Source organism: Pontimicrobium sp. MEBiC06410 (assembly GCF_053601615.1).
The window spans coordinates 158,509-182,841 of record NZ_JBSHNT010000149.1 but is presented as its reverse complement, the minus strand read 5'-3'; the positions used below and the strand labels follow the sequence as shown (position 1 = coordinate 182,841).

At 32.3% G+C, this 24,333-nt stretch carries 23 protein-coding genes; 8 read left to right on the top strand and 15 right to left on the bottom strand.

Annotated elements, in window-relative coordinates; genetic code table 11:
• Window positions 1-96: 96 nt before the first annotated feature.
• The 6 genes from nqrF to ACVC08_RS09250 are packed head-to-tail and all read right to left on the bottom strand — an operon-like array spanning window position 97 to window position 6,124.
• Window positions 97-1,410, bottom strand: a complete 1,314-nt coding sequence (nqrF, locus tag ACVC08_RS09275; RefSeq protein ID WP_452597273.1) for an NADH:ubiquinone reductase (Na(+)-transporting) subunit F — start codon at window positions 1,408-1,410, stop codon at window positions 97-99.
• Between the two features lie 4 nt (window positions 1,411-1,414).
• Window positions 1,415-2,125 carry an NADH:ubiquinone reductase (Na(+)-transporting) subunit E gene (gene nqrE, locus ACVC08_RS09270; protein ID WP_452597270.1) on the bottom strand — a complete coding sequence of 237 codons (711 nt, stop codon included), beginning with the start codon at window positions 2,123-2,125 and terminating at the stop codon, window positions 1,415-1,417.
• A 38-nt stretch (window positions 2,126-2,163) separates the two neighbouring features.
• Window positions 2,164-2,808: an NADH:ubiquinone reductase (Na(+)-transporting) subunit D gene (locus ACVC08_RS09265; RefSeq protein ID WP_452597269.1), complete on the bottom strand. Its 645-nt coding sequence runs from the start codon at window positions 2,806-2,808 to the stop codon at window positions 2,164-2,166.
• Window positions 2,809-2,811: 3 nt separating this feature from the next.
• Window positions 2,812-3,555, bottom strand: a complete 744-nt coding sequence (locus ACVC08_RS09260; RefSeq protein ID WP_452597268.1) for a Na(+)-translocating NADH-quinone reductase subunit C — start codon at window positions 3,553-3,555, stop codon at window positions 2,812-2,814.
• Window positions 3,556-3,557: 2 nt separating this feature from the next.
• Window positions 3,558-4,769, bottom strand: a complete 1,212-nt coding sequence (locus ACVC08_RS09255; RefSeq protein WP_452601821.1) for an NADH:ubiquinone reductase (Na(+)-transporting) subunit B — start codon at window positions 4,767-4,769, stop codon at window positions 3,558-3,560.
• Window positions 4,769-6,124: a Na(+)-translocating NADH-quinone reductase subunit A gene (locus tag ACVC08_RS09250; protein ID WP_452599372.1), complete on the bottom strand. Its 1,356-nt coding sequence runs from the start codon at window positions 6,122-6,124 to the stop codon at window positions 4,769-4,771. The genes ACVC08_RS09255 and ACVC08_RS09250 overlap by 1 nt, the downstream gene beginning before the upstream one ends.
• Window positions 6,125-6,317: 193 nt before the next feature.
• Here ACVC08_RS09250 and ACVC08_RS09245 point away from each other — a divergent pair, with 193 nt between their 5' ends.
• Window positions 6,318-7,565 carry a type IX secretion system plug protein gene (locus tag ACVC08_RS09245; RefSeq protein ID WP_452599371.1) on the top strand — a complete coding sequence of 416 codons (1,248 nt, stop codon included), beginning with the start codon at window positions 6,318-6,320 and terminating at the stop codon, window positions 7,563-7,565.
• A gap of 100 nt (window positions 7,566-7,665) precedes the next feature.
• Window positions 7,666-8,052 (top strand): Co2+/Mg2+ efflux protein ApaG, encoded by a 387-nt coding sequence (gene apaG, locus ACVC08_RS09240; protein ID WP_452599370.1) that lies wholly within the window; start codon window positions 7,666-7,668, stop codon window positions 8,050-8,052.
• Here the strand turns inward: apaG and ACVC08_RS09235 are convergent, their stop codons facing one another.
• Together ACVC08_RS09235 and ACVC08_RS09230 are read right to left on the bottom strand one after the other, a co-directional pair.
• Window positions 8,053-9,051, bottom strand: coding sequence for a DUF6695 family protein (locus tag ACVC08_RS09235; RefSeq protein ID WP_452601820.1), 999 nt, complete (start codon window positions 9,049-9,051; stop codon window positions 8,053-8,055).
• Window positions 9,044-9,769: an NRDE family protein gene (locus ACVC08_RS09230; RefSeq protein ID WP_452601819.1), complete on the bottom strand. Its 726-nt coding sequence runs from the start codon at window positions 9,767-9,769 to the stop codon at window positions 9,044-9,046. Before ACVC08_RS09230 ends, ACVC08_RS09235 begins: the two co-directional genes overlap by 8 nt.
• 150 nt (window positions 9,770-9,919) lie before the next feature.
• On the opposite strand from ACVC08_RS09230, the gene pruA reads away from it, so the two are divergent.
• Both pruA and ACVC08_RS09220 read left to right on the top strand, forming a co-directional pair.
• Window positions 9,920-11,548, top strand: a complete 1,629-nt coding sequence (pruA, locus tag ACVC08_RS09225; RefSeq protein WP_452601818.1) for an L-glutamate gamma-semialdehyde dehydrogenase — start codon at window positions 9,920-9,922, stop codon at window positions 11,546-11,548.
• Between the two features lie 179 nt (window positions 11,549-11,727).
• Complete coding sequence (locus ACVC08_RS09220) at window positions 11,728-14,628, top strand: esterase/lipase family protein (protein WP_452601817.1); 2,901 nt, start codon at window positions 11,728-11,730, stop codon at window positions 14,626-14,628.
• Window positions 14,629-14,671: 43 nt separating this feature from the next.
• On the opposite strand, the gene rsmG is transcribed toward ACVC08_RS09220, so the two are convergent.
• Complete coding sequence (gene rsmG, locus ACVC08_RS09215; RefSeq protein ID WP_452597530.1) at window positions 14,672-15,301, bottom strand: 16S rRNA (guanine(527)-N(7))-methyltransferase RsmG; 630 nt, start codon at window positions 15,299-15,301, stop codon at window positions 14,672-14,674.
• Between the two features lie 144 nt (window positions 15,302-15,445).
• Here rsmG and ACVC08_RS09210 point away from each other — a divergent pair, with 144 nt between their 5' ends.
• Window positions 15,446-16,546, top strand: coding sequence for a fatty acid desaturase family protein (locus tag ACVC08_RS09210; RefSeq protein ID WP_452597529.1), 1,101 nt, complete (start codon window positions 15,446-15,448; stop codon window positions 16,544-16,546).
• Window positions 16,547-16,557: 11 nt separating this feature from the next.
• Entirely contained in the window at window positions 16,558-17,748 is a 1,191-nt protein-coding gene (locus tag ACVC08_RS09205) for a pyridoxal phosphate-dependent aminotransferase (RefSeq protein ID WP_452601816.1), read from the top strand.
• A 60-nt stretch (window positions 17,749-17,808) separates the two neighbouring features.
• Here the strand turns inward: ACVC08_RS09205 and ACVC08_RS09200 are convergent, their stop codons facing one another.
• The 5 genes from ACVC08_RS09200 to trkA form a co-directional block, all read right to left on the bottom strand.
• A complete protein-coding gene (locus ACVC08_RS09200; RefSeq protein ID WP_452601815.1) occupies window positions 17,809-18,072 on the bottom strand; it encodes a hypothetical protein in 264 nt (87 codons plus the stop codon).
• Between the two features lie 3 nt (window positions 18,073-18,075).
• Window positions 18,076-18,342, bottom strand: a complete 267-nt coding sequence (locus ACVC08_RS09195; RefSeq protein ID WP_452597526.1) for a hypothetical protein — start codon at window positions 18,340-18,342, stop codon at window positions 18,076-18,078.
• Between the two features lie 179 nt (window positions 18,343-18,521).
• Window positions 18,522-18,776 (bottom strand): hypothetical protein, encoded by a 255-nt coding sequence (locus tag ACVC08_RS09190; protein ID WP_452601814.1) that lies wholly within the window; start codon window positions 18,774-18,776, stop codon window positions 18,522-18,524.
• Window positions 18,777-18,915: 139 nt separating this feature from the next.
• A complete protein-coding gene (locus ACVC08_RS09185; protein WP_452601813.1) occupies window positions 18,916-20,421 on the bottom strand; it encodes a TrkH family potassium uptake protein in 1,506 nt (501 codons plus the stop codon).
• Window positions 20,422-20,428: 7 nt separating this feature from the next.
• Window positions 20,429-21,778: a Trk system potassium transporter TrkA gene (gene trkA, locus ACVC08_RS09180; protein WP_452601812.1), complete on the bottom strand. Its 1,350-nt coding sequence runs from the start codon at window positions 21,776-21,778 to the stop codon at window positions 20,429-20,431.
• A 291-nt stretch (window positions 21,779-22,069) separates the two neighbouring features.
• Between trkA and ubiE the strand changes: the two genes are divergently transcribed.
• Window positions 22,070-22,798: a bifunctional demethylmenaquinone methyltransferase/2-methoxy-6-polyprenyl-1,4-benzoquinol methylase UbiE gene (ubiE, locus tag ACVC08_RS09175; protein ID WP_452597522.1), complete on the top strand. Its 729-nt coding sequence runs from the start codon at window positions 22,070-22,072 to the stop codon at window positions 22,796-22,798.
• A 2-nt stretch (window positions 22,799-22,800) separates the two neighbouring features.
• Window positions 22,801-23,517 carry a type IX secretion/gliding motility protein PorT/SprT gene (porT, locus tag ACVC08_RS09170; RefSeq protein ID WP_452601811.1) on the top strand — a complete coding sequence of 239 codons (717 nt, stop codon included), beginning with the start codon at window positions 22,801-22,803 and terminating at the stop codon, window positions 23,515-23,517.
• Between the two features lie 29 nt (window positions 23,518-23,546).
• Here porT and ACVC08_RS09165 read toward each other — a convergent pair whose 3' ends face one another.
• The gene (locus ACVC08_RS09165; RefSeq protein ID WP_452597520.1) at window positions 23,547-24,266 is read right to left on the bottom strand and encodes a TrmH family RNA methyltransferase; all 720 of its coding nucleotides are present in this window, start codon (window positions 24,264-24,266) and stop codon (window positions 23,547-23,549) included.
• Between the last annotated feature and the right edge of the window lie 67 nt (window positions 24,267-24,333).

The following is a 24,333-nucleotide window of genomic DNA, read 5'->3' as shown; positions in this document are numbered from 1 at the left end:
TAATAAACACTAACTGCATTCGGGGGTAATCGCTTATAAACAAAAAACCCTAGCATTTTAACTGCTAGGGTTTTAAATATATAAATTAGTTGGGTTTTAACCTCCAAAGTCGTCAAAACGTATATTTTCGTCATCTAACCCAAAGTCTTCTCCCATTTTCTGAACTGCATTATTCATTAATGGTGGTCCACAGAAATATAATTCTATATCTTCTGGAGTTTCGTGTTTAGATAAATATTGGTCTATTACAACTTGATGTATAAACCCTACGAAACCATCACCTTCTTCATCATTAATATCTTTTTTAACTTTCCAATTATCTGCCTCTGTAGGATCTGATAATGCTATGTAAAACTTAAAGTTTGGAAAATCTTTCTCTAAAGCTCTAAAATAGTGAATGTAGAATAATTCTGCTTTAGAACGTCCACCATACCAATAGGTCACTTTACGGTCTGTTTTAAGTGTTCTAAATAATTCGTACAAGTGAGATCGCATTGGCGCCATACCAGCTCCTCCTCCAACGTAAAGCATTTCTGCTTCAGATTCATTAATAAAGAACTCTCCGTAAGGTCCAGAAATGGTTACTTTATCACCAATTTTTTGATTAAAAATATAAGAAGACGCTACACCTGGATTAACATCCATCCATCCTCCTTTTTCTCTATCGAAAGGAGGTGTAGCAACACGTACATTAAGCATGATTTTTCTACCTTCTGCAGGGTAAGAAGCCATAGAGTATGCTCTTTCTACCAACTCGTCATTTTTCATGACTAAAGGTCTTAAATTAAATTTATCCCAATCTGCTTCAAACTTGTTAGGTTCTCCTGGGTGATCTTCTGGGTGAGCCGAAATATCCATATCTGAATACTTAACTTCACATTTAGGGATTTCAATTTGAATATACCCTCCAGCTTTATAGTCCATATCTTCTGGAATTTCGACTACAAACTCTTTAATAAAGGTTGCAACATTATAGTTTGAAACTACAGTTGCTTCCCATTTTTTAATACCAAATACTTCTTCAGGTATGGTAATCTCCATATCCTGTTTTACTTTTACTTGACATGATAAACGAGCACCATGCTGTAATTCTTTTCTTGAAAAGTGAGGTGTTTCTGTTGGAAGCGCTTCTCCACCTCCAGATAATACATGACATTCACATTGAATACATGTTCCACCACCACCACATGCAGATGGCAAAAATATTTTGTTTCCTCCTAAAGTAGATAATAAAGTCCCTCCTGAAGCTACTTCTATTTCTCTTTCACCATTTATTAAGATCTTTACTGGACCAGATGGTGATAATTTTTGTTTTACAAATAATAATAAACTTACTAATACAAGTGTTATTATTAAAAAGGCTACTACAGTTGCGACTATAGTTCCTGTTGTTCCTGCTGCTAAAATGATCATACTACTTTGTTATTTTAGTGTTATTAGCTAACTTTTTATCGTCTTTAGAAGCTTCAACTTTTACTGTTTTATCTTCTTTTTTAGTTTCTTCTTCTCCTCCAGTTAACATACCTCCAAAACTCATAAATCCAATTGCCATTAATCCTGTAATGATAAAAGTGATTCCTAAACCTCTTAATGGTGCTGGCACGTTAGAGTATCTAATTTTTTCACGGATAGCAGCAATTGCTAAAATTGCTAAAAACCAACCGATACCAGAACCAATACCGTAAACAGTTGCTTGACCTAATGTAGGTATTTCACGAGATTGCATAAATAAAGACCCTCCTAAAATAGCACAGTTTACTGCTATTAATGGTAAAAAGATACCTAAGGAGTTGTATAATGATGGTGAGAACTTCTCTACTACTATTTCTACTAATTGTACCATTGTTGCAATAGTTGCAATAAACATGATAAATGACAAGAAACTTAAATCGTAATCTGCATATTCTTCTCCTAACCAAGATAATGCACCTGGTTGTAAAAGGTACTGATCTAACAACCAGTTTAAAGGTACTGTTATAGCTAATACGAAGATTACTGCTGCTCCAAGACCAACTGCTGTTGATACTTTTTTAGATACTGCAAGGTAAGAACACATTCCTAAGAATGTTGCAAACACCATGTTATCTATAAATATTGATTTGAAAAATAATTCTAATAATTCCATATTTCTTTCAATTTTTAGTGCTTAGTTATAAGCGCTAATTAATCTTCAATTAAAGCTTTGTTTCTACTACGTTGTACCCAAATAATGATTCCTACAACTATTAATGCCATTGGTGATAATAACATGAATCCGTTATTTTCATAACCTAGTGCATATAATCCTGTTTTTTCAATTGGATCACCTAAAACTTTAAATCCTAATAAAGTTCCTGAACCTAATAATTCTCTGAAGAAACCAACAATTATTAATATAACTCCGTACCCTAAAGAGTTTCCTATTCCATCAAGGAACGATTTCCAAGGTCCGTTTCCTAAAGCAAATGCTTCAAAACGTCCCATAATGATACAGTTTGTAATAATTAAACCAACAAATACAGATAAGGTTTTACTTAACTCGTAAGCAAAAGCTTTTAGCACTAAATCTACAATAATTACTAAAGAAGCAACGACTATTAATTGTACAATAATTCTAATTTTTGAAGGTATAATGTTACGCATTAATGATATAACAACATTTCCTACTCCTAAAACGAAAAGTACAGAAATTGCCATTACAATTGATGCTTTTAACTCCGCAGTAATTGCTAAAGCCGAACATATTCCTAATACTTGAATAGTAATAGGGTTATTATCTGCTAAAGGATCTAATATTAAACTCGCGTCTTTTTTTGATAAAAGTCCCATATATTATTTTTTTAATTTTTGAAAGTAAGGTAAGTATAACTTCAAGTCTGTTTTAATCATTGCTGTTACACCATCTCCTGTAATAGTAGCTCCTGCAATAGCATCTACTTCGTTATCTGTTTTATCTGTATTCTTAGGATCGTTATTTCCTTTTGCTACAGTAATTCCTTTAAATACTCCGTTAGACATTAAATGCTCGCCAATAAAATCGTCCATAAAGAAACGTTGCTTAATGTTAGCACCAAGTCCAGGAGTTTCTCCTTTATGATCGAAATAGGCTCCTTGTACTATCATATTTTCATCTAAAGCAACATAACCCCATATAGCATCCCAAAGTCCTTTTCCTCTAATTGGAGCTACATAAAATGTTTTACCATCTTTTTCTCCAACAAATAAAGGTAAACGTCTTGTTTTTCCTTCTTTTGCCTTAGCTTGCTCTTTTTTAACATCTATAAGATAAGCTTGATCGTCTTCGGTTACTTTATCTCCTTCTATTACTAATTGCTTAGTAATGTATTTTGAAAATGCTTCTGGTGCTTTATCTGTAGAAATAAAAGTAGCACTACTTTCATCATTATCATTTACGCCCATAGCATACAAAATGTTTTGTTGCTTTTCTAGACGTTTATTTTCTGTAATCTTTTCTTTTGTTGCGCCTGCAATTCCAGCTAACAATGTTCCTACTATTAATACCATTCCTATGGCAAATAGTATTGTGTATGAATTTTTATCTGTTTTATTTTCCATCGTTATGCAGCTTTTGCTTTTAAACGTTTCATTCTTTTCTTGACATTACCTTGTACTACGTAATGATCTATTGTTGGAGCGAACACATTCATTAATAAAATAGCCAACATTACTCCTTCTGGATATGCTGGGTTAAACACACGAATCATAATTGAAATAAACCCAATTAAGAAACCGTAAATCCACTTTCCTTTATTAGTTTGCGATGCAGTAACAGGGTCTGTTGCCATGTATACCGTACCAAAAGCAAATCCTCCAATTAATAAGTGCATCCAGAATTCTGTATTCATTAAGCTATAAAACTTACTAGATTCTGTTATAATACCTGCGTCTACAACACCATTAAAAATTAATCCCATTGCTAGAGCTCCTAATACAGATGATAACATAATTCTCCAGCTTCCTATTTTAGCGAAGATTAAAAATAATCCTCCTAATAATATAAGTAATGTAGATGTTTCACCAACAGAACCAGGAATAAACCCATAGAACATATCCATCCAATCATAACCTACCGGATTATTTTGAGCTAAACTACCTAATACTGTTTCTCCTGAGATAGCATCTGGCGTTCCTGTTCTTTCAACAGCTTCGTGAACCCATACTTTATCTCCAGACATCCATGTTGGATAAGCAAAGAATAAAAAGGCACGAATAGTTAATGCAGGATTAAGAATATTCATTCCTGTTCCTCCAAACACTTCTTTACCTATTACAACACCAAATATAACCGCTACTGCTAACATCCATAATGGTGTATCGATTGGTACAATTAATGGCACTAACATTCCTGTTACTAGGTATCCTTCTTCTACTTCATGTCCTTTTATTACAGCAAAAACAAATTCTACTGCAAGACCTACAACATAAGATACTATTACTAGTGGTAACACTGTCCATGCGCCCACAATAAAGTTATCCATTGTTAAAAAGTTTCCAAACAAAGACACCTCGGCAGTTATCCCCTTTGCAGCATCTATAGCTGCATAGTGTTGGTAACCTGCATTGAATATACCAAAGATTAAACAAGGAATCAATGCCATAATAACAGTGTTCATTGTTCTTTTTAAATCATCGGCTGCTTTTATATGAGTTCCGTTATGTGTGGTCTCATTTGGTAAGTATAAAAATGTATGGATTGCGTTAAACGCAGGAGCCATTTTAGTTCCTTTATACTTTTCCTTTAAATTATGTAAATTACTTTTTAAACCCATTATCCTATTTCTTTAAGCATTAAGTCTAAACCTTTTCTAATAATATCTTGATGTGGCTGCTTAGACACACAAACAAACTCTGTTAAAGCAAAATCCTCTGGTGCAACTTCGTACATTCCTAATGCTTCCATTTCATCTAAGTCATTGTACATACATGCTTTTAGAATTTGCATAGGAAAAATATCTAAAGGAAAGACTTCTTCATACGTTCCTGTAGTTACAAAAGCACGATGCTCACCATTAGTATTTGTATTTAAATCATACTTTTTCTTAGGTGATAACCATGAGAATGTTAACGCTCTTGAAGTTGATACTTTATTAAACACTGGTTTATTCCATCCAAAAAACTCATAATCATCTCCTTCAGGAATAACAGATATTACATTACTGTAATAATCTAAAGCCCCATCTGGTTTTACTTGCTTTCCAGATAGTACATTTCCTGAAATAATACGGTCATTACCATCTTTATCTACGCCATTGTCGTAAACCATTGTTGCTATTTCACTACCTATAATAGTTCTGAAATATCTCGGTTTTTTAACAGAGGAGCCTACTAATGCTACGGTACGTTGTGCATTAAACTTACCTGTTAACAATAACTCACCTATAATAACTAAGTCTTGAGCATTTACTGTCCAAACAACTTCGCCTTTGTTAATAGGATCTATTTTATTTATTTGAGTTCCTACATTACCAGATGGATGTGGTCCTGAAACCTTATGTAAGGTAACACCTGACAAACCAGCTAATGGAGAGTTTCCATTTTTACCAACACTAACATGTAATTGTCCTTCTGTTAGCTTACCTAATGCAGTAACTGCTGCTTGTAGCTCTGCCTCTTTACCTTGTAATGTATAATCTAAATCTGCTGCTAAAGGGGCACTAGCATAAGCCGAAACAAAAATTGCTTTCGGAGCAACTTCTGGGTTTGCAATAACATCGTAAGGACGCTGTTTTACAAAAGCCCAACAACCAGATGCTAATAATTTTGCTTTAATGTCTTCTGCTTTTGCCGAATCTACGTTTAAAGCGCCAAAATCATGATGTGATTGTGTCTTGTCTGCTTGAAGTTTTATTGCTAATATTTTACGTTTTTCACCACGTGTAATTTCGATAACTTCTCCAGATACTGGTGAAGCAAACTTTACATTTTCATTGGACTTATTAAAAAACAAAGCGTCTCCTGCTTTTACTTTTTCTCCAACTTTTACCGATAATTTAGGAATTACACTGTGAAAGTCTTCTGGTCTAACTGTATAAAAGTTGCTTACAATAGCATTCTCTGTTGCTAGTTCTGCTGCACCTTTTAACTTTATGTCTAGACCTTTCTTAATCTTAATGTCGTTTGACATACGTATAAATCTATTTGTTAATAGTTTAGTGATATGATTTCCTGTGTACAAAAAATCGGTGCAAAAATACGAATTTTTAATACATTTATTGAGGTCTAAATATATCTTGTTATTTATTTATACTAATTCTAAATAACAAAAACTGATTAGGCATAGATTTTGTTTATATTTACTTAATAATTAAAATTTAAAAATGCGATTTAAACTCAATTACTTAATACTTCTTTTATTTTCGACTTCTGTTTTTAGTCAAGTTGAAGAAATTCAACCTCAAGATTATATTAAAACTATAACTTTTAAAGGCAATACGGCAGAAAGTCAATTACCAATTTTAAGGCTAGGGGAATATCTTGTTTTAGAATTCGATGCTTTAAATGGAGATGAAGAGGATTATTATTATGAAATTAAACATTATAACTTTGATTGGACACCTTCAGTTTTAGTTCAATCTGAATATTTAAACGGGTTTAACGAGCAACGCATTAGAACTTATGAAAACTCATTTAACACCTACCAAATATATTCTCATTACAGATTAACTATTCCAAATGGACAAACAAAAGGGGTAACAAAATCTGGAAATTACTTAATAACAATATATAATGATGATGACGAGATTGAATTTACAAGAAAGTTTATGGTTTATGAAGATTTAGCTAATGTAGGTGTAGCTATAAAACGTTCTCGAGATGTTGCTTTTGTACAAGAAAAACAATCTGTAGACATTGCTATTAACGCTACTAATATAAGGTTTAACAACCCTAAACAAACCATAAAAACTGTTATTATTAAAAACAATAATTTAAACACTGCTATTACAGACTTAAAACCACAATATATTTTAGGTAACGAATTACAATATCGTTACACAAAAGAATCTAGTTTTTTTGGCGGGAATGAATTTTTCTACTTTGAAAACAAAGATTTAAGGGCTGCGAATAATGCAATCCAGTTTGTAGAATTAAACGACATTTATAATCATTATTTATTTACAAACATTTCTAGAGCAGATTTACCATACACATACAATCCAGATATTAATGGTAATTTTTTAATAACAGCACTAGATGCAGACAGGCCATATATTGAAGCAGACTACACCAAAGTACATTTTTCTTTAAAGCTAGATGAATTACCTAAAAATAAATCAATTCATGTTTATGGAAATTTTAATAATTATGCGGTAGATGACACTACTAAAATGACATACGATGAAGAGAGAGGTGTTTACAGCTCTTCACTAATTCTAAAACAAGGGTTCTATAATTACAAATATGTAGTTATGGATAAAAATGGTACTCTAGATGAAAATGCAATTAGTGGAAGTTTTTATCAAACCGAAAATAATTATAAGGTATTAGTATACTATAGAGACCTCGGCGCTCGTTATGATAGAATAATTGGTATTGGCGAAGCTAGCTCGGTAAACATAACTAATTAAATATAAAAGAATTAAATTTAAAGCACTACATTATTAATCATGTTATTATTAATGTAATATTTATTATTTTTGCATTATTAAAAAAACGCATTAACAATTAATGGTTCAACAAGTTACAAGAGGCATAAAGATTTCGGTAGAAACTAATTTCGAAGGTACGTTTTACAAAAACTACAAAATACACTTCGCTTTTGGTTATAAAGTTACTATCGAAAACCAGAGTAAAGACTCTGTACAACTCAATGCGAGGCATTGGGTTATTCTTGACGCCTTAAATAATATTGAAACTGTTAGCGGAGAAGGTGTTATTGGTAAAAAGCCAGTAATTAAACCCGGAGAGTCTCATACATACACTTCAGGCTGTTTATTAACCTCTCCTTTTGGAGCCATGCGAGGTCATTACAGCATGATAAACTTTACTACCACTAAAAAGTTTAACGTTACAATTCCACCATTTAAATTAAGCGCTCAGTTTGCTCTTAACTAATTAATTTGTCTTTCTATTAAAGCGATATATTCTTCCATGTTGTTCAACATGGAAAAAACCACAGTTAGAATAATGCACAAACTTATAATCGCTCTTATAATTAAAAGTAATATCTTGTACTAAATACACTGCATCTACATCTATATTTCCATAAGGTGAAACTCTACGATACCTATACTCTCCATTATTTTCTGTGGTGTACAATTCGTACCATGCGCCAGCTGCAATACCCGAGAGCCACTGAGCATGATGACTTAATCCTTCTACAGGCTTTGGCAGTAACGTTCCTATAAAATTAGGTGTATGCTCTTTTAATCTATCTAGAAAGCAACGTAAATTTTCGCTTGTTTGCGTACCTGTAAACTCAGATATTTCACCACGTTCTGTAACTAAAAAAGGATACACCCCTGTGTTAGCCAATAATACATTACCAACTGTACTTGGTGTAAACCATTTAGATTGTATTAATTTCTTTTTTAAACGTTTATTGGTAACAGATTGTATTAAAGTATCTGTTACAAATCGCGCACAATTACAAGCGCCTTTTTTAAATGCAGCATAATAAATAAAGTGTTTATTCTGCATTTTAGTAATATGTTCCCTAGCTCTCTTGTAATCCACTAAATCACAAACGGAAGCTACTAAATCTCCATCACCATGCGTTAACCTAGGGTGTGTTGCTAAGAATTTTAAAATAGTATTAAGGTTAACGATCTCTCCATTCTCTATAACTGCTTTTATAGGAAACTCTAACTCGTTATCTGTATCTCTTCCTCTAACTCTACCATTAGGTTCTGGTGTTATATAGCGTCCAAAATCATGATACTCTAAAACACCTGTAGCTTTATTAATAAGTACTAAGGCTGCATGCCCTGCACGTACATAGTTTTTTTTACCTACTCCTAAAAAGCGTAAAAATGGAGAATACCATTCTTCTGCTACCATTACAATAGTATCAGGGTAGGCTAATGTTAAAATAACACCGGTACTATTATTCATTTATAACTTCTAAAAAATTAAATGATTTAGTAGCAACCTCCAATGTATTTAAATTTTCAAACCTCATGTTTACTCCTTCTTCGTTTTTCTCTACTTGAGTAATGCTAGTAGTTTTTACATGCCCACGATCCATAATTACACCATAGTCATCATTATCTTCTCCTGCTGTTTTATGAAATTCTAATGCTGTTTCTGAGGTTAGTATCGTTTTAGTTTTGAACGCTTCAAACCATTCTAAACGCATTTGTTTTTTATATTGAGAATACAGCGTAGAAGATGACCATATTTTTGGTTCTAAAGGCAGTTCTACAAAATGTTTATTTTCACCATCCCAAACCAACTCATAAAATTTAAGTGTTTCATTCCAATCTACTATAACTATTGTAAAGGGCTCTATACCTTTAAAATTATAAGATTCCACAGAGAATTCAATAGCAGTAGACGCTAATAAATCACGAACAACTATACCTCTACTTTGTCTATAACTGTCTTTACGTTCATGAATAACAAAACCACCATTTAATAAACATATTAATCGGTTTTTATCGCTAACACCAATCCAAGACCCTCCAGACAACTCATCTTTAGGAAGTAACATTCTAGTATTATCTATAGTATAAAAATCGGGGTTTAACGCCGTTCTATTCGGTGCTTCATCTCTATTTGAGGTTAGCACAAAATTGTTATCTCCTTTAGGAAAAATAGTTACTGTACACATAAATGCAATAGTCTAAAAATAGAATGGCAACTTACAAAAAAATAGTAAGAATTAAGAATACTGTTAGTATTCCTTTATAGCTTAAATAATCACTAAAAAAAGTTGTAACTTTGAACTTCAAAATTTTAAAACAAAAAAATTAAAATAATCATGGGAAAAGGATTTTTCAATGTACCAGTTGCAGTAAACGAGCCCGTTAGAGCTTATGCTCCAGGATGCGAACACAGAGAAGCCATAGCAAAAGCCTATAAGGAAATGTATAACAGTAACCTAGATGTACCAATGTACATTAATGGTAAAAATGTTACTACTGGAAACACAAGAACAATGTCTCCACCACACGATCACCAACATGTCGTTGGTCAATACCACTTGGCTGAAAAATCTCATGTTGATGATGCCATTTCCACAGCACTTGAAGCTAGAAAAACATGGTCGCAGATGCCTTGGGAACACAGAGCAGGAATCTTTTTAAAAGCAGCAGAATTAATTGCTGGACCATACAGAGCAAAAATAAACGCTGCTACAATGATGGCACAGTCTAAAACAATTCACCAAGCAGAAATTGATGCTGCTTGCGAATTAATAGACTTTTTACGTTTTAACGTTCAGTACATGACAGATATCTATCATGAACAACCAGAAAGTACTAGTGGAGCATGGAACAGATTAGAGTATCGCCCATTAGAAGGTTTCGTGTACGCAGTTACACCATTTAACTTTACAGCTATTGCAGGAAACCTACCTGCTTGTATGGCAATGATGGGTAATGTTGTTGTATGGAAGCCTAGTGATTCTCAAATCTATTCTGCAAAAGTTGTTATGGATGTTTTTGAAGAAGCAGGAGTTCCTCCAGGAGTCATAAATGTTGTTTTTGGTGATCCAGTAATGATTACAGAAACAGTATTAGCTAGCCCAGATTTTTCTGGATTACATTTTACAGGTTCTACTTATATATTTAAAGAACTTTGGAAACAAATTGGAAACAACATTCACAATTATAAAACTTACCCAAAAATAGTTGGAGAAACTGGTGGTAAGGATTTTATAGTAGCACATAAATCTGCTAACCCAAAACAAGTAGCAACAGCAATTTCGCGTGGAGCTTTTGAGTTCCAAGGTCAAAAATGTAGCGCAGCGTCTCGTGCTTATATTTCTAAAAGCATTTGGGAACAAGTTAAAAACTATGTTATAGAAGATGTAAACTCATTTAAAATGGGCTCTCCTGAAGACATGAGCAACTTTATAACTGCAGTTATACATGAAGGGTCTTTTGATAAATTAGCAAAATATTTAGATCAAGCCAAAGCAGATAGCAATGCAGAAATTATTGTTGGTGGTGGTTACGACAAGAGTAAAGGTTATTTTATAGAACCTACTGTAATAGTAACTAACGACCCAAAATATACAACAATGTGCGATGAGTTATTTGGTCCTGTAATTACTATTTATGTATTTGAGGATGACAACTTCTCTGAAACATTAAAAATTGTAGACTCAACTAGCGATTATGCATTAACAGGAGCTATCTTAGCTCAAGACCGCTACGCTATTGTTGAAGCAACAAAAGCTTTAGAAAACAGTGCTGGAAACTTCTACATTAACGACAAACCAACAGGTGCTGTTGTAGGACAACAACCATTTGGAGGCGCAAGAGGTTCGGGAACTAACGACAAAGCTGGTAGCGCATTAAACTTATTACGCTGGGTATCACCAAGAATGATAAAAGAAACATTTGTAACCCCTACAGATTATCGCTATCCTTTTCTAGGAGAATAATTATTAGTCCATATAAACACAAAAGCCTCAAGTATTACACTTGAGGCTTTTTCATTTTAATCGATAAAGTGACAAAAAAAGCACTAAATAAATAAGTTAAACTTAGTTTTTTATGGGTTTAAATATGTAATCGTCAGAAAAACCTGAAAAAAACTTATATTTAGCAAAATCACTTTTATATGAAAAAAATCTACCTCCTAATCTGTTTTATAGCGAGTACATCCCTATTTGCTCAAAACAAAATCAGTAAATTAGATATTTCAGACATGGAAACTTCTATTTTATTTACATCGTTCCCTGTTATAAATATTAACGATTATCAATCTAACATAAATTCTACATATTCTTTTTATCAAGCATATAAAGCTATAGCTGAAAACGACCTACAAAACAGACTACCTAACTTAGAGAGCTTAATGAGCGATGCTAAGGAAGACTTTTTAAATAACACCGTTTCTTTAGGTATTTTAAACACCAGTTTTAAAGTTATAAAACCTGAAGCTTACGAGAATGGCAATTTAATTATTGACTCTGAAGGTTATTTAACAAAAACAACTAACGCATCAATATATAATAAACATAAACTAGCTATTATTACTCCTTTGCAACCAAAGCACAAAGGGCTAAAAGTAAATTTCGACCTTCATGAAAGCAATATTTTTAATACAACTCAAAAAACAATAACAAGCGTAAAAATAGATTTTGGAAATGGAGAGGGGTTTAAAACAATTTCTAAAAACAGCAATATTACTATTAACTATACCGAAGAGGGTCCAAAAACCTTAATCTCAGAATTAACTTTTTCTGATGATACAATTATAACTAGTAAGTCTACAATAGATATTAAATATTCTAACACAGATTTAAATACACTTTTTAATCGTGTTGTTAACACATTTGAATCTTCAAACACTCCTGTCCCAAACTTAACACCTTATGGAGAAGCCAATAATATAGGGACTGGTGAGTATGAAATATTTTTAAGTGCAGATAATATTCTGGACAAACCTATTTTTTTAATTGACGGTTTCGACCCAGGAGATACCAGAGATATTACTGGACTATATTCTTTATTAGATTATAACGATAACGGTACGACATCTAATCTAGCAGATAGAGTAAGAGCAGAAGGGTTCGATATTATTATTTTAAACTTTCCTGTATACACTAGACTTTCTGATGGGGTTATAGTAGATGGAGGTGCCGATTTTATTGAGCGTAATGCCATGCTTTTAGTAGAATTATTAAGTATTATTAATACAAGTAAGATCGCTGGAGCTGATGAAAACGTAATTATTGGACCAAGTATGGGTGGCCTAATTTCGCGCTACGCCTTAAACTTTATGGAAAACCAAAATTTAGATCATGATACACGATTATGGTTATCTTTCGATTCACCTCATCATGGAGCCAATGTTCCTATAGGGTTTCAGCACTTATTCAACTATATGGCTTACGGTTTAGATTTAGGTGGTCTTGGAGGAGACCAAAGTATCGTTGCTTTAAGACCAATAGTAGATGGTATGCTAAAGTCTCCTGCTGCAAGACAAATGTTAATAGATCATTTCGAACCTCATCTTGCAAGTGGAAGTATCGTTGATTTTGATCCTAATTTAAAACTACCAATGAAGCACCCATGGAATAGTATTTTTTATACAGGATTAAATAATTTAACTACATCTGGCTTTCCTGAAAACACAAGGAACGTAGCAATGATAAATGGTAGTGGTATAGGTAATCCATATCAAGATAAAACAGGTAATGACATTTTACCAGACAGAGAAATATTAAATACCACAATAGAAGATGTTTCTTTTCAAACAGACGCTACTTTTAGAGTAAGATACACGCCTCTTGCTGGCCAACAAAATCAAGCAAGTTACCTTTTTATAGACTCTTTTTTCTTTTGTTTTTGTGATTTAACTGCCAGTGCAACTGTAGAATCTGAATCTTTTTCTAATGGTGTAGATGCTGCTTCTGGCGGATTATTTAATATAGGTGCTCTAGCTGGAAGCCTAGGAACAGACCCTTTAATTAATTCGTTTTTTAATGCGCTACAAACCGATTACTTTAACTTTATCCCAACTGTTAGTGCTTTAGCTCTGGAAAATGATGGAGATATAGATTGGTTTCACATTCCTAATAATTTAACAACATCATCACTTACAGTTAACAACATTACGCCTTTTGACGCATGGTATATGCCAGATAATAATGAAGAACACGTAACTTTAACTAACGCCAATGTAAATTTTGCTTTAGATGAAATTATAATACGATCTAGCTTGGCGGCTAAAGTCTATTTACAAGGCTCTTTATTAGGTAGTACAGATAATTTAATGAGAGATGATTTACGTACTGCAGGTATTTTACCAACAACAAGCCCTTTTAGCGATGCATTAACTTTTGATGCTGCTCTGCTAACAACAACAGGCAATGATGCTATTGTAGACTGGGTTTTTGTGGAACTTAGAGATGCAACTAATAATACTAATGTAATTGCTAGCCAATCTGCATTAGTTCAAAGAGATGGAGATATTGTAAATACAGATGGAAGTTTTAACCTTCCTTTTAACAATATTCCAGCCAACAACTACTATGTAGCTATAAAGCATAAAAACCATTTAGGCATTATGTCTAACTCAACAATTCCTTTATCAAGAATTACTACCGCTGTAGATTTTACAGATGCAACTAATCAAATTACGTTTGGTACAAATGCGCAAACTACGTTTGGTACACCAGCAAATACAGTTGCTATGTGGGCTGGAGATACAAATGGTGATGGCCGTTTAAACTACTTAGGGGGACTTAGCGACATTCCTAACATTAGAAGTCAAGTGTTCAACGACCCCAATAATTCAGTTTTTGGCGGACCTCCCATTGCAACTTATGGGTCTTTAGGTTACAATAATACAGACGCAAATAGAGATGGTGTAAGCTATTATTCTGGAGGAGCAAGCGATGTATTGATAGTACGAAATAATATTTTCAACAACCCATCTAACTCAGTCTTTGGTGGACCTCCTGTAGCTACTTTTATTTTTACACAACAATTACCAGAAGGTGCTAATAATTAATAGAATTAAGAAATAATAAAAAGCAGCTAATAGCTGCTTTTTATTATTTCTTATATTTTAGAGGCAAATGCACGACTTTTTTAGTCTCATAAAAATCCTCTGTATAAAAATCGCTTAAATTATATAGTGTAGTCGATTTGTAATCTTTTAATTCCTCACTTAAGTCACCACCCTTTAAATATAGTATTCCGTTTTTTAAGTCATGATTGCTTGTTTTTTTCACCTTACCTTTAACCCAATGTACAAAAGTAGGCATGGCTGCAACCGCTCTGCTTACAATAAAGTCGTAAGTTTCGTCTACCTCTTCTACCCTTGTATGTGTTGTCTTAACATTTTTTAGTCCTAAACCTTCAACAACTTCATTAACAACTTTAAGTTTTTTTGCGATACTATCTACTAAATGAAATTGACATTCTGGAAACAAAATTGCTAATGGCACACCAGGAAAGCCTCCACCTGTACCAACATCCATTATACTACTCCCATTTTTAAACTCAACAACTTTGGCTATAGCTAATGAATGTAATACATGCCTTATATATAATTCATCTATATCTTTTCTTGATACTACATTAATTTTAAGGTTCCAATCTTGGTATAACGCCTCTAATCTTGAGAATTTCTCTATTTGATCTTTAGTAAGATTAGGAAAGTATTTTAAGATGAGTTCCATAGTTGTAAAATTTTTGCAAAAGTATAAATTTTATAGTCATAATTTTATGATTTTGAATATTAGTTAAGATGCTTTAATTAATTATATTTGCCCCAAAATATGATTTCTGAAATTTAAACGTTATCATATTAAAAAAAGCATATTATGACAGAACAATCATTATCATTTTCAAGAACAGATTCTGCTAAGTTCTTTAGAACATTAAATAAACGAGTAAATTCTTACTTTAAAGACAACAATATTAAACGTACTGGAAACTGGAAATTATGGGTAAAAACAGTTATCATGTTTTCCATATTTTTAACACCGTACTTTTTATTATTAACATTAGATATGCCAGGTTGGGCAAAATTACTATTAACTGTTGTTATGGGAATTGGTATGGCTGGAGTAGGCATGAATGTTATGCACGACGGTAATCATGGCTCTTTCTCTAACAAAACATGGATTAACCGTTTAATGGGAAGCAGCATATATATTTTAGCAGGAAATGTATACAATTGGAAAGTACAACACAATGTACTACACCACACATATACTAATATTCATGGTCATGATGAAGATTTAGAAGCTGGTCGTATTCTACGTTTTTCAAAGCATACAAAATGGCATTGGCACCATAAATTTCAACACTATTATTCTATATTATTATATGGATTACTAACAATTAACTGGGCAATTACAACAGATTTCCAGCAAATGAAACGTTACATGAAACGTAAATTATCTTACGGTGAATTCCCTAATCCTGTTGCAAACTGGAGTAAGCTAGTAATTTCAAAACTAATTTACATAGCAATGTGGATTGTATTACCAATGTTAATTTTAGACGAAGCTTGGTGGAAAATTCTATTAGGATTCTTTATCATGCACTATACAGCTGGTTTAATTTTAAGTGTTGTATTTCAATTAGCTCATGTTATGGAAGAAGCAGAAATGCCTTTACCAGCAGAAAATGGCACTATGAAAAACACTTGGGCTATACACCAACTTAAAACGACTGTTAATTTTGGTCGTAAAAGTAAAATTGCAAACTGGTTTACTGGTGGTTTAAATCATCAAGTAGAACACCATATTTTCCCTCATATTAGCCATATCCATTATGGTAAAATAGCAGAAATTGTAAAAGCAACAGCACTAGAATTTAACTTACCATACAACGAATATAAAACTACACGTAAAGCCATTGCTGCCCATTTTAGATATTTACGCGAAATGGGAATGAAGCCTGCTTTACAAGCTTAACAACACAATTAATGAGTCAACAACTTTCAGAACGCATTTTAAACATGGCCACTTCTGCAACTTTAGCTATGGCAGCTAAAGCCAGAGAATTAAGAAGCGAAGGCAAAGACATTATCGGATTAAGTTTAGGAGAACCAGATTTTAACACTCCAGATTTTATTAAAGATGCTGCCATACAAGCAGTAAACGATGATTATAATTCGTACACACCTGTAGATGGTTATGGCGAATTAAAAGAGGCTATAATAACTAAGTTTAAACGTGATAACGGGTTAGAGTATACCTTACCACAAATTGTTGTCTCAACTGGAGCCAAACAATCGCTATACAATGTAGCAATGGTTATGCTAAACAAAGGAGACGAGGTTGTTGTACCTTGCCCATACTGGGTAAGTTATAGTGATATTGTTAAAGTAGCAGGAGGTGTACCCGTAGAAGTAAAAACATCTATTGATACCGACTTTAAAATGACAGCAGATCAACTTGAAGCTGCTATTACACCAAAAACAAAAATGCTTTGGTTTAGTTCTCCATGCAACCCAAGCGGCTCTTTATACAGTAAAAAAGAATTAGAAGCTTTAGCAAACGTAATAAAGAAATATCCAAATATTTATGTTGTTTCCGATGAGATATACGAACATATAAATTATACAGGAAAGCCTCATGCTAGCATGGCAGGTGTAGAAGGTATGCAAGACCGTACTATTACTGTAAATGGTGTTTCTAAAGCCTTTGCTATGACAGGTTGGAGAATAGGTTTTATTGGCGCACCAGATTGGATTGCTCGTGCCTGCAATAAAATGCAAGGGCAAGTTACTAGTGGCGCAAATTGTATTGCACAACGCGCAGTAATAACAGCTTTAAATGCAGATCCTAGTGTTGTAAAATATATGATAGACGAGTTTAAAATACGTCGTGATTTAGTACTCGATTTACTTAATAACATAGAAGGTTTTAAAACCAATACACCAGAGGGTGCTTTTTATGTATTTCCAGATATTTCTCATTTCTTCGGAAAAACATTACGCGGAAAAACTATAAATAATGCTACCGATTTTTCTTTATATTTATTAGAAGAAGCACTTGTAGCAACTGTTACTGGTGATGCTTTTGGAAACCCAAATTGCATAAGAATATCTTATGCCGCATCGCAAGAACAAATTATAGAAGCAATAAAAAGAATTAAAGCAGTTGTTAGTTAAAACAACCTCAATACATACATAACATAAAAAAATCCGCAAAATAATATTTTGCGGATTTTTTTATGTTATGTATAGTAGTAGCGAAATCACAGCGATTACAAAAATAATTAGTAAAGTGATTTCTTTTATACGACGTTTTCTATGCTCTAATTGCATGCGTTTTTTTATACCTAATAACTGTTTAACTGTCGCTTTTGGAAGGTTGTATTCTGTTGTATTTTCTCCAGAACCGCTTAATGTATTTTTCAACCTATTACGCTTAGACAATAACACTCTATTAGCTTTAATTGTAGCAATAGCATTTTGTACAACTCCAAAACTCATACGTTAAGTAAAATAAATTAAAACAGACACAATACTTACCAAGGAAATAACTAGTAATAAAAGCTGTTTTACTCTGCGTTGTTTATTCTCCTTTTGCATTCGCATTTTAATCTCCTGTAATTTCTCAGGAGTTGCTTTTGGTAAATTGTATTCTGTTTTTTCATTAGAATTAGTAACAAAACTAATCCCTTTAGATTTACGTTTAGATCTTAAGTTTTTATTATTACGTATAGCATGTATTGCCGCCATCATTGCGCCTTCTCCTCCCATAATTTCTAGATTTTAAAGTGAAACAAATATAATTTTGGAATAGAAAACCTATATCAGGAGTAGGTTTCCTAACTCCTAATTAATATTCCAATAAAAAAGCGGCTTTATATAATATGTAGTATAAATTATAAAAATGTTACACTTTTAAGAAAGCATATAAATACGTGGTGGTTTTTAAATTAATTAAAAGCTATTAATAAACCGACTACAAATATGGCTACTTTAAGCGCTCCAACTACTGCATAGCCCGTATTATATTGTTTGCTTTTTATGCGTTGTTTAATACTAAATAATGATGTTTTTTTTAAAGCTTCAAAATTATACTGTACAATAGCCTTATATTTTGAATTTAAAATACCTGAAGGTGAATTATGACTAAATACGTGTTGTTGATAAAAAGATTCGGCGTTTTGAGATATTACTAATGATTTCATAATGATTGATGTTATGTGGTTATATTATTATAACGACTAAGCCATAAAAATGTAACACATTAGTTTTAATTTATAACACTAAAAAATAGCAAAACACTACTAAAAACAAAGCTTTTTGAATACTAAAAAAAATATAGAATTACCTGTTTCTCCAGAAAAAAGGTGTCAATAATATTAAAACAGTAAATAACTCCAGTCTACCAATAAGCATTAAAAACGATGCCCACCATTTACCAATTGCCGGTAGTCCAGAATAATTATTTACAGGGCCAAAGTCTCCAAGAGCTGGTCCAACATTACCTAAACTAGACGCCGCTAAACCTATTGCAGATTCAAAATCTATTTGCATCATAGAAAATACTAGAGCGCCAACAATAAAAGATAACATGTACAAAATAAAAAAGCCTAATATATTAAATACAATATCTCCAGAAACTGCCCTTTTATTATAACGCACAGGTAATACAGCGTTTGGGTGTAATGTACGTTTAAATTCTAAAAACCCATTTTTTATAGTTATTAAATGTCGTACTACTTTTACTCCTCCAGAAGTACTACCCGCAGACCCCCCTAAAAACATTAAACCAAAAAAGAATACTGTTAAAAAAGGTGTCCATAAAGTATAGTCTGCAGACACAAAACCTGTTGTTGTAATTATTGCTAGTACTTGAAATAATGAATGACGAAATGCACTTTCTGCCTTCCCCCAAACCATTGGGTGTTCTACTGTAGAAGTGCTTAAATCTGCTCTAAAATAAATTATTAATGCCGCTATTATTGTAAATAAGGCTATAAACTTAAAATACAGTTTAAACTCTTCATCATGTATAATTTTTTTTACTTTTCCTTTAAAAGCAAAATAACTTAATACAAAGTTTGTACCTGCTAAAAACATAAACAGGATAACAATATATTGTATAATCGGTTTATTATTCCAATACGCTAAACTCGCATTTTTTGTAGAAAATCCTCCTGTAGATAGCGTACACATAGAATGGTTGATAGCATCAAAAAAAGACATTCCAGCAACTTGTAACAAAATAGTTTCGGCAGCTGTATACCCAAAATAAATAAGCCATAAACGCTTTGCTGTATCTGTAATACGCGGGTGCAATTTATCGGCACTTGGTCCTGGAGCTTCTGCTGCAAATAACTGCATTCCTCCAATACCTAATAAGGGTAAAATGGCAACTGCTAAAACAATAATACCCATACCACCAATCCAATGCGTTAAACTCCTCCAAAACAAAACACCTTTAGGCACTGCTTCTATATCGTTTAAAATGGAAGCCCCTGTCGTTGTATATCCAGACATGGTTTCAAAAAAAGCTTCCGTTAACCCAGGTATTGCCTCTGTAAGTATATAGGGTAAAGACCCCGAAAGTGCCATAACAATCCACCCAAAAGAAACTATAATGTAGCCTTCGCGTTTATTCATTTCCTTTTTGTGCTCTCTTGTATAATACATTGCAAAAACACCTAATAGTAAAATGACGAGTCCAGATAAAGTTAACTCAAAGGTTACCCCATCTTTATATATTAAACTTACAAGGGCGGCCAAAAGCATAAAGCCACCGTTAAACAAGAGTAATAATCCAAAAAAGTGAAATATTATTTTATAGTTAAGTTTTAAGCGCTTACCCATGTTTATATTATAAAAATAATTTTTCTACTTGTTTTATAGATCGAGGTAAGCAACAGACTACTATATAATCTCCTTCCTCGATTTTAAATCCTCCTAAGGCAATAAGTCCTTCTCCATTTCTTATAACACCACCTATTATTGCAGAGCGAGGAAATTCTATATCTTTTATAAGTTTATTAGCTATTTTAGAGGTTGGTTTTACTCTAAATTCTAGAAGTTCTGCATTCATATTATTCAGTTTCGTCATAGCAATAACTTCTCCTTTACGGATATATCTGAATATATTATTTGCAGCTAATAATTTTTTATTAATTAAAGTGTCGATACCTATAGATTGAGAAAGTTCAAAATAATCCATATTCTCAACCAATGCAATCGTTTTTCTAACTCCTTTAGATTTTGCAACTAAGCAAGACATAATGTTTGTTTCAGAGTTTCCTGTTACAGAAATAAAAGCATCCATGTCCTCTATATTTTCTTCATCTAAAAGTTCAACATTTCTTCCATCTCCATTTATTACTAGTACATTTTCTAGTTCATCGGCTAAATCAAAAGCTACATTTTTATCTTTTTCAATAAGCTTAACATTAAAATTCCTAGAGCTTAAATCTCTAGACGTTTTATAACCAATTTTACTTCCCCCAAGAATCATTACATCTTTAATAGGCTCATTAGTTTTACCTGTCATTTTACATAACTCTTCTCCTCCACCTTCGCTGGTTATAAAAACAACTGTATCACCTTCTTTAAATTGAGTATCTCCTCTAGGTATTATGGTATATTGTGTACCAAAACGCTGTATTGCAATTGGTACAAAATGAATTTCTGAAAATAATTGTGCAGCCTCTTTTACAGATTTACCTACAAATGATGCTGTTCGTGATAAATTTAAACTTACCATTGTTAACGCACCATCTTCAAACTGATAACTATCTTTAAATGCAGATTGGTTAAGTAATAATTCTATTTCTGAAGCAGCTAAAGATTCTGGTGAAATTAATTCATCTATTCCAAAACGCGTGAAACCTACCTCATCTTTATGTGTAATAAATTCTGTATTAGAGATTCTTGCAATTGTTCTCTTACTCCCTAACTGCTTAGCTAACACACATACTGTAATATTAGTTGTTTCAGAAGCCGTTACAGCTATTAGCAAATCGCTATTATTTACTTTAGCTTCCTTTAATATAGCTATAGAAGTTGCATCTCCTTTTAAAACTTTTATGTCTAGATGGTTTTCGGCATAAGCAAGACTGGCTTTATTTGTATCTATTAAAGTAATCTCTTGAGACTCATAAGATAATAGTTTAGCTAAATGAAAACCTACTTCTCCAGCTCCAGCAATAATTATTTTCATCTAATTTTCTGTTATTTTTAATAGTAAGAAAGGGAACCTAATATCCATTACTTGCGAATGGCGTAGGTTATAACATGAACAATTCATTCTTTTATTTAATGTAAAAAGGATAACAAAGATAGTTAAATTAACTATTTTAATCATAATTAATTATTTGTTTTAAAGTTTCTTAAATACACATACAGATTAAACATATCACGCAAAAGCAACTAAAAACGACATAATAAACCTTATTTATATAAATAGTGTATACTTTATTAAAAACATTGTAATTTTGTAAAAAATTAAATTTTGACAAAAGTAAAGCCTTATAAAAATAGCGACCTAGGTAAAAAAGAACAAGTTACCAAAATGTTTGACACTATTTCTAAAGATTACGATGGCTTAAATCGTGTTATCTCTTTTGGAATAGATATTAAATGGCGTAAAAAGGTTGTAAAAATTGTAAAAAAAGGACAGCCTGAATCTATATTAGATATCGCAACCGGAACTGGTGATTTAGCCATTAATTTAGCAGAAACCAATGCTAGTAAAATTGTTGGCTTGGATATTAGCCCTGGCATGCTTGAAATAGGTAAAGACAAAATAAAATCTAAAAAATTAGATTCTAGAATTGAAATGATTTTAGGTGATTCTGAAAACATGCCTTTTGAAGACAATACTTTCGATGCTATTACTGTTGCTTTCGGTGTTCGTAATTTTGAAACATTAGATAACGGGTTAAAAGAAATTCTTCGTGTGTTAAAACCTGGAGGTACTTTTGTTATTTTAGAAACTTCTATGCCAGATAAAACACCTTACAAACAAGGTTATAATTTTTATACAAAAAACATATTACCGTTAATAGGAAAAACGTTTTCTAAAGACAGAAGTGCCTATAAATATTTATGCGAATCGGCATCTGTTTTTCCTTATGGTGAAGCTTTAAACAATATTTTACGTAATATTGGGTTTATAAATGTTAAAGACTTGCCACAAACTTTTGGCGTGGCTACCATTTATACAGCATCAAAACAGTAATAATGAGACATATACTTATATTTTTTACCCTTTTATTTGTAGTGAATACTAGTTCGGCACAGCTTTTTACTAAAGAGAAAGTGCAGAACAACCAAAACATGGATAAAAAATTATTAAGCTGGGGCTATTACTTTGGGATTAATAATCTTGATTATAAGTTTGATTATAATGATAATAAAGGAGACATTACTAATGTAAAATCTGCAGGATTTAACGTAGGTTTAGTTGGAGATTTACGTGTAAATGATTTTATAAATATAAGATTAGAGCCTGGATTAGCCATAACAACCAGAACCTTAATGTATCCAGAAAATTATCTTGAAGGTGTTCCAGATACTAATGATTCAGATTTTTTAAGAGAAGTAAAATCGACTTACGTATATGTCCCTCTACTTTTAAGGCTATCTACTAAAAGACATAACAACTTTAAACCTTTTGTAACATTTGGGTTAGCTACATCTTTAAACTTATCTAGTAATGAAAAAAACCCTGATGATAATAGCAACGGTGAATTTAGAACCAAAAAAAATGTAATGTTTTACGATATTGGTTTTGGTATTGACTTTTACTTATACTGGTTTAAATTTACCCCTTCTATTCGTGGAGTATTTGCTATTAATGATGAATTGATAAGAGATGCAGACCCTAACAGTCCTTGGACTAGTAATATTACCTCTATGAAAACTCGCGGCGTTTTTATAAACCTTACATTCAGGTAATTAATCAGAGTGTTTTTAGTTTTTATTATTTAACTTCTTTTAAATTCGCTCAACAAAATAGCAGTAGCAGTCGCTACATTTAGGCTTTCGGTAGCTTGTAAAGCACCAAAACGAGGAATAGCAATTCTTTTAGTTATTAAAGTCTCTATAGTTTTAGATATACCATTAGCTTCATTCCCCATCACCAAAACACCTGTGTTTGGTAATGTAGCACTATAAACATTATCTCCATCCATAAAAGCACCATAAACCGAAGTTTTAACTTCTTTTAAAAAATCTGCTAAGTTTACATACTTTATATTTACCCTAGTAATAGACCCCATAGTAGCTTGTATAACTTTAGGATTATAACAATCTACAGTGTCTTCACTACACACTAAATTATCGATACCAAACCAATCGCAAAGTCTAATAATAGTCCCCAGATTACCAGGATCTCTCACAGCATCTAAAGCCACAACTAACGTATTAAAATTAACAGCTTTTACCTCAGGAATTTCAAAAAGTGCTAGCGCTTTATTTGGTGTTGTTAAAAAACTTATTTTTTTTAATTCGTTTTCTGTTATTAAAGTTTCAAGATTGGCATCAATATTGAAAGGTGTTGTACTAAATACATGATTTAATGTTAATGAAGATTGTAAAAGCTCATTAATAACTTTTACGCCCTCAGCTACAAAAAGACCATCTTGTAATCTATACTTTTTTTGCTTTAAACGCGTTATTAGTTTTATTTGGTTTTTTGATAGCATTTAAAAAATGTATTTTTGAATCGGTAGTAATTCAAATTATAAAAAAACGAGAATTAGTACTATTAAT

What these genes read in the sequence shown, in the direction of transcription:
- ACVC08_RS09205 (WP_452601816.1), top strand. Translation starts at nt 16,558, where the DNA reads ATGAGTCAACAACTTTCAGAACGCATTTTAAACATGGCCACTTCTGCA.
- ACVC08_RS09210 (WP_452597529.1), top strand. Translation starts at nt 15,446, where the DNA reads ATGACAGAACAATCATTATCATTTTCAAGAACAGATTCTGCTAAGTTC.
- ACVC08_RS09185 (WP_452601813.1), bottom strand. Translation starts at nt 20,421, where the DNA reads ATGGGTAAGCGCTTAAAACTTAACTATAAAATAATATTTCACTTTTTT.
- ACVC08_RS09230 (WP_452601819.1), bottom strand. Translation starts at nt 9,769, where the DNA reads ATGTGTACAGTAACTATTTTTCCTAAAGGAGATAACAATTTTGTGCTA.
- ACVC08_RS09255 (WP_452601821.1), bottom strand. Translation starts at nt 4,769, where the DNA reads ATGGGTTTAAAAAGTAATTTACATAATTTAAAGGAAAAGTATAAAGGA.
- trkA (WP_452601812.1), bottom strand. Translation starts at nt 21,778, where the DNA reads ATGAAAATAATTATTGCTGGAGCTGGAGAAGTAGGTTTTCATTTAGCT.
- ACVC08_RS09265 (WP_452597269.1), bottom strand. Translation starts at nt 2,808, where the DNA reads ATGGGACTTTTATCAAAAAAAGACGCGAGTTTAATATTAGATCCTTTA.
- ACVC08_RS09190 (WP_452601814.1), bottom strand. Translation starts at nt 18,776, where the DNA reads ATGAAATCATTAGTAATATCTCAAAACGCCGAATCTTTTTATCAACAA.
- nqrE (WP_452597270.1), bottom strand. Translation starts at nt 2,125, where the DNA reads ATGGAATTATTAGAATTATTTTTCAAATCAATATTTATAGATAACATG.
- ACVC08_RS09250 (WP_452599372.1), bottom strand. Translation starts at nt 6,124, where the DNA reads ATGTCAAACGACATTAAGATTAAGAAAGGTCTAGACATAAAGTTAAAA.
- pruA (WP_452601818.1), top strand. Translation starts at nt 9,920, where the DNA reads ATGGGAAAAGGATTTTTCAATGTACCAGTTGCAGTAAACGAGCCCGTT.
- ACVC08_RS09260 (WP_452597268.1), bottom strand. Translation starts at nt 3,555, where the DNA reads ATGGAAAATAAAACAGATAAAAATTCATACACAATACTATTTGCCATA.
- ACVC08_RS09245 (WP_452599371.1), top strand. Translation starts at nt 6,318, where the DNA reads ATGCGATTTAAACTCAATTACTTAATACTTCTTTTATTTTCGACTTCT.
- ACVC08_RS09195 (WP_452597526.1), bottom strand. Translation starts at nt 18,342, where the DNA reads ATGGGAGGAGAAGGCGCAATGATGGCGGCAATACATGCTATACGTAAT.
- ACVC08_RS09235 (WP_452601820.1), bottom strand. Translation starts at nt 9,051, where the DNA reads ATGAATAATAGTACCGGTGTTATTTTAACATTAGCCTACCCTGATACT.
- apaG (WP_452599370.1), top strand. Translation starts at nt 7,666, where the DNA reads ATGGTTCAACAAGTTACAAGAGGCATAAAGATTTCGGTAGAAACTAAT.
- ACVC08_RS09165 (WP_452597520.1), bottom strand. Translation starts at nt 24,266, where the DNA reads ATGCTATCAAAAAACCAAATAAAACTAATAACGCGTTTAAAGCAAAAA.
- porT (WP_452601811.1), top strand. Translation starts at nt 22,801, where the DNA reads ATGAGACATATACTTATATTTTTTACCCTTTTATTTGTAGTGAATACT.
- rsmG (WP_452597530.1), bottom strand. Translation starts at nt 15,301, where the DNA reads ATGGAACTCATCTTAAAATACTTTCCTAATCTTACTAAAGATCAAATA.
- ACVC08_RS09200 (WP_452601815.1), bottom strand. Translation starts at nt 18,072, where the DNA reads ATGAGTTTTGGAGTTGTACAAAATGCTATTGCTACAATTAAAGCTAAT.
- ACVC08_RS09220 (WP_452601817.1), top strand. Translation starts at nt 11,728, where the DNA reads ATGAAAAAAATCTACCTCCTAATCTGTTTTATAGCGAGTACATCCCTA.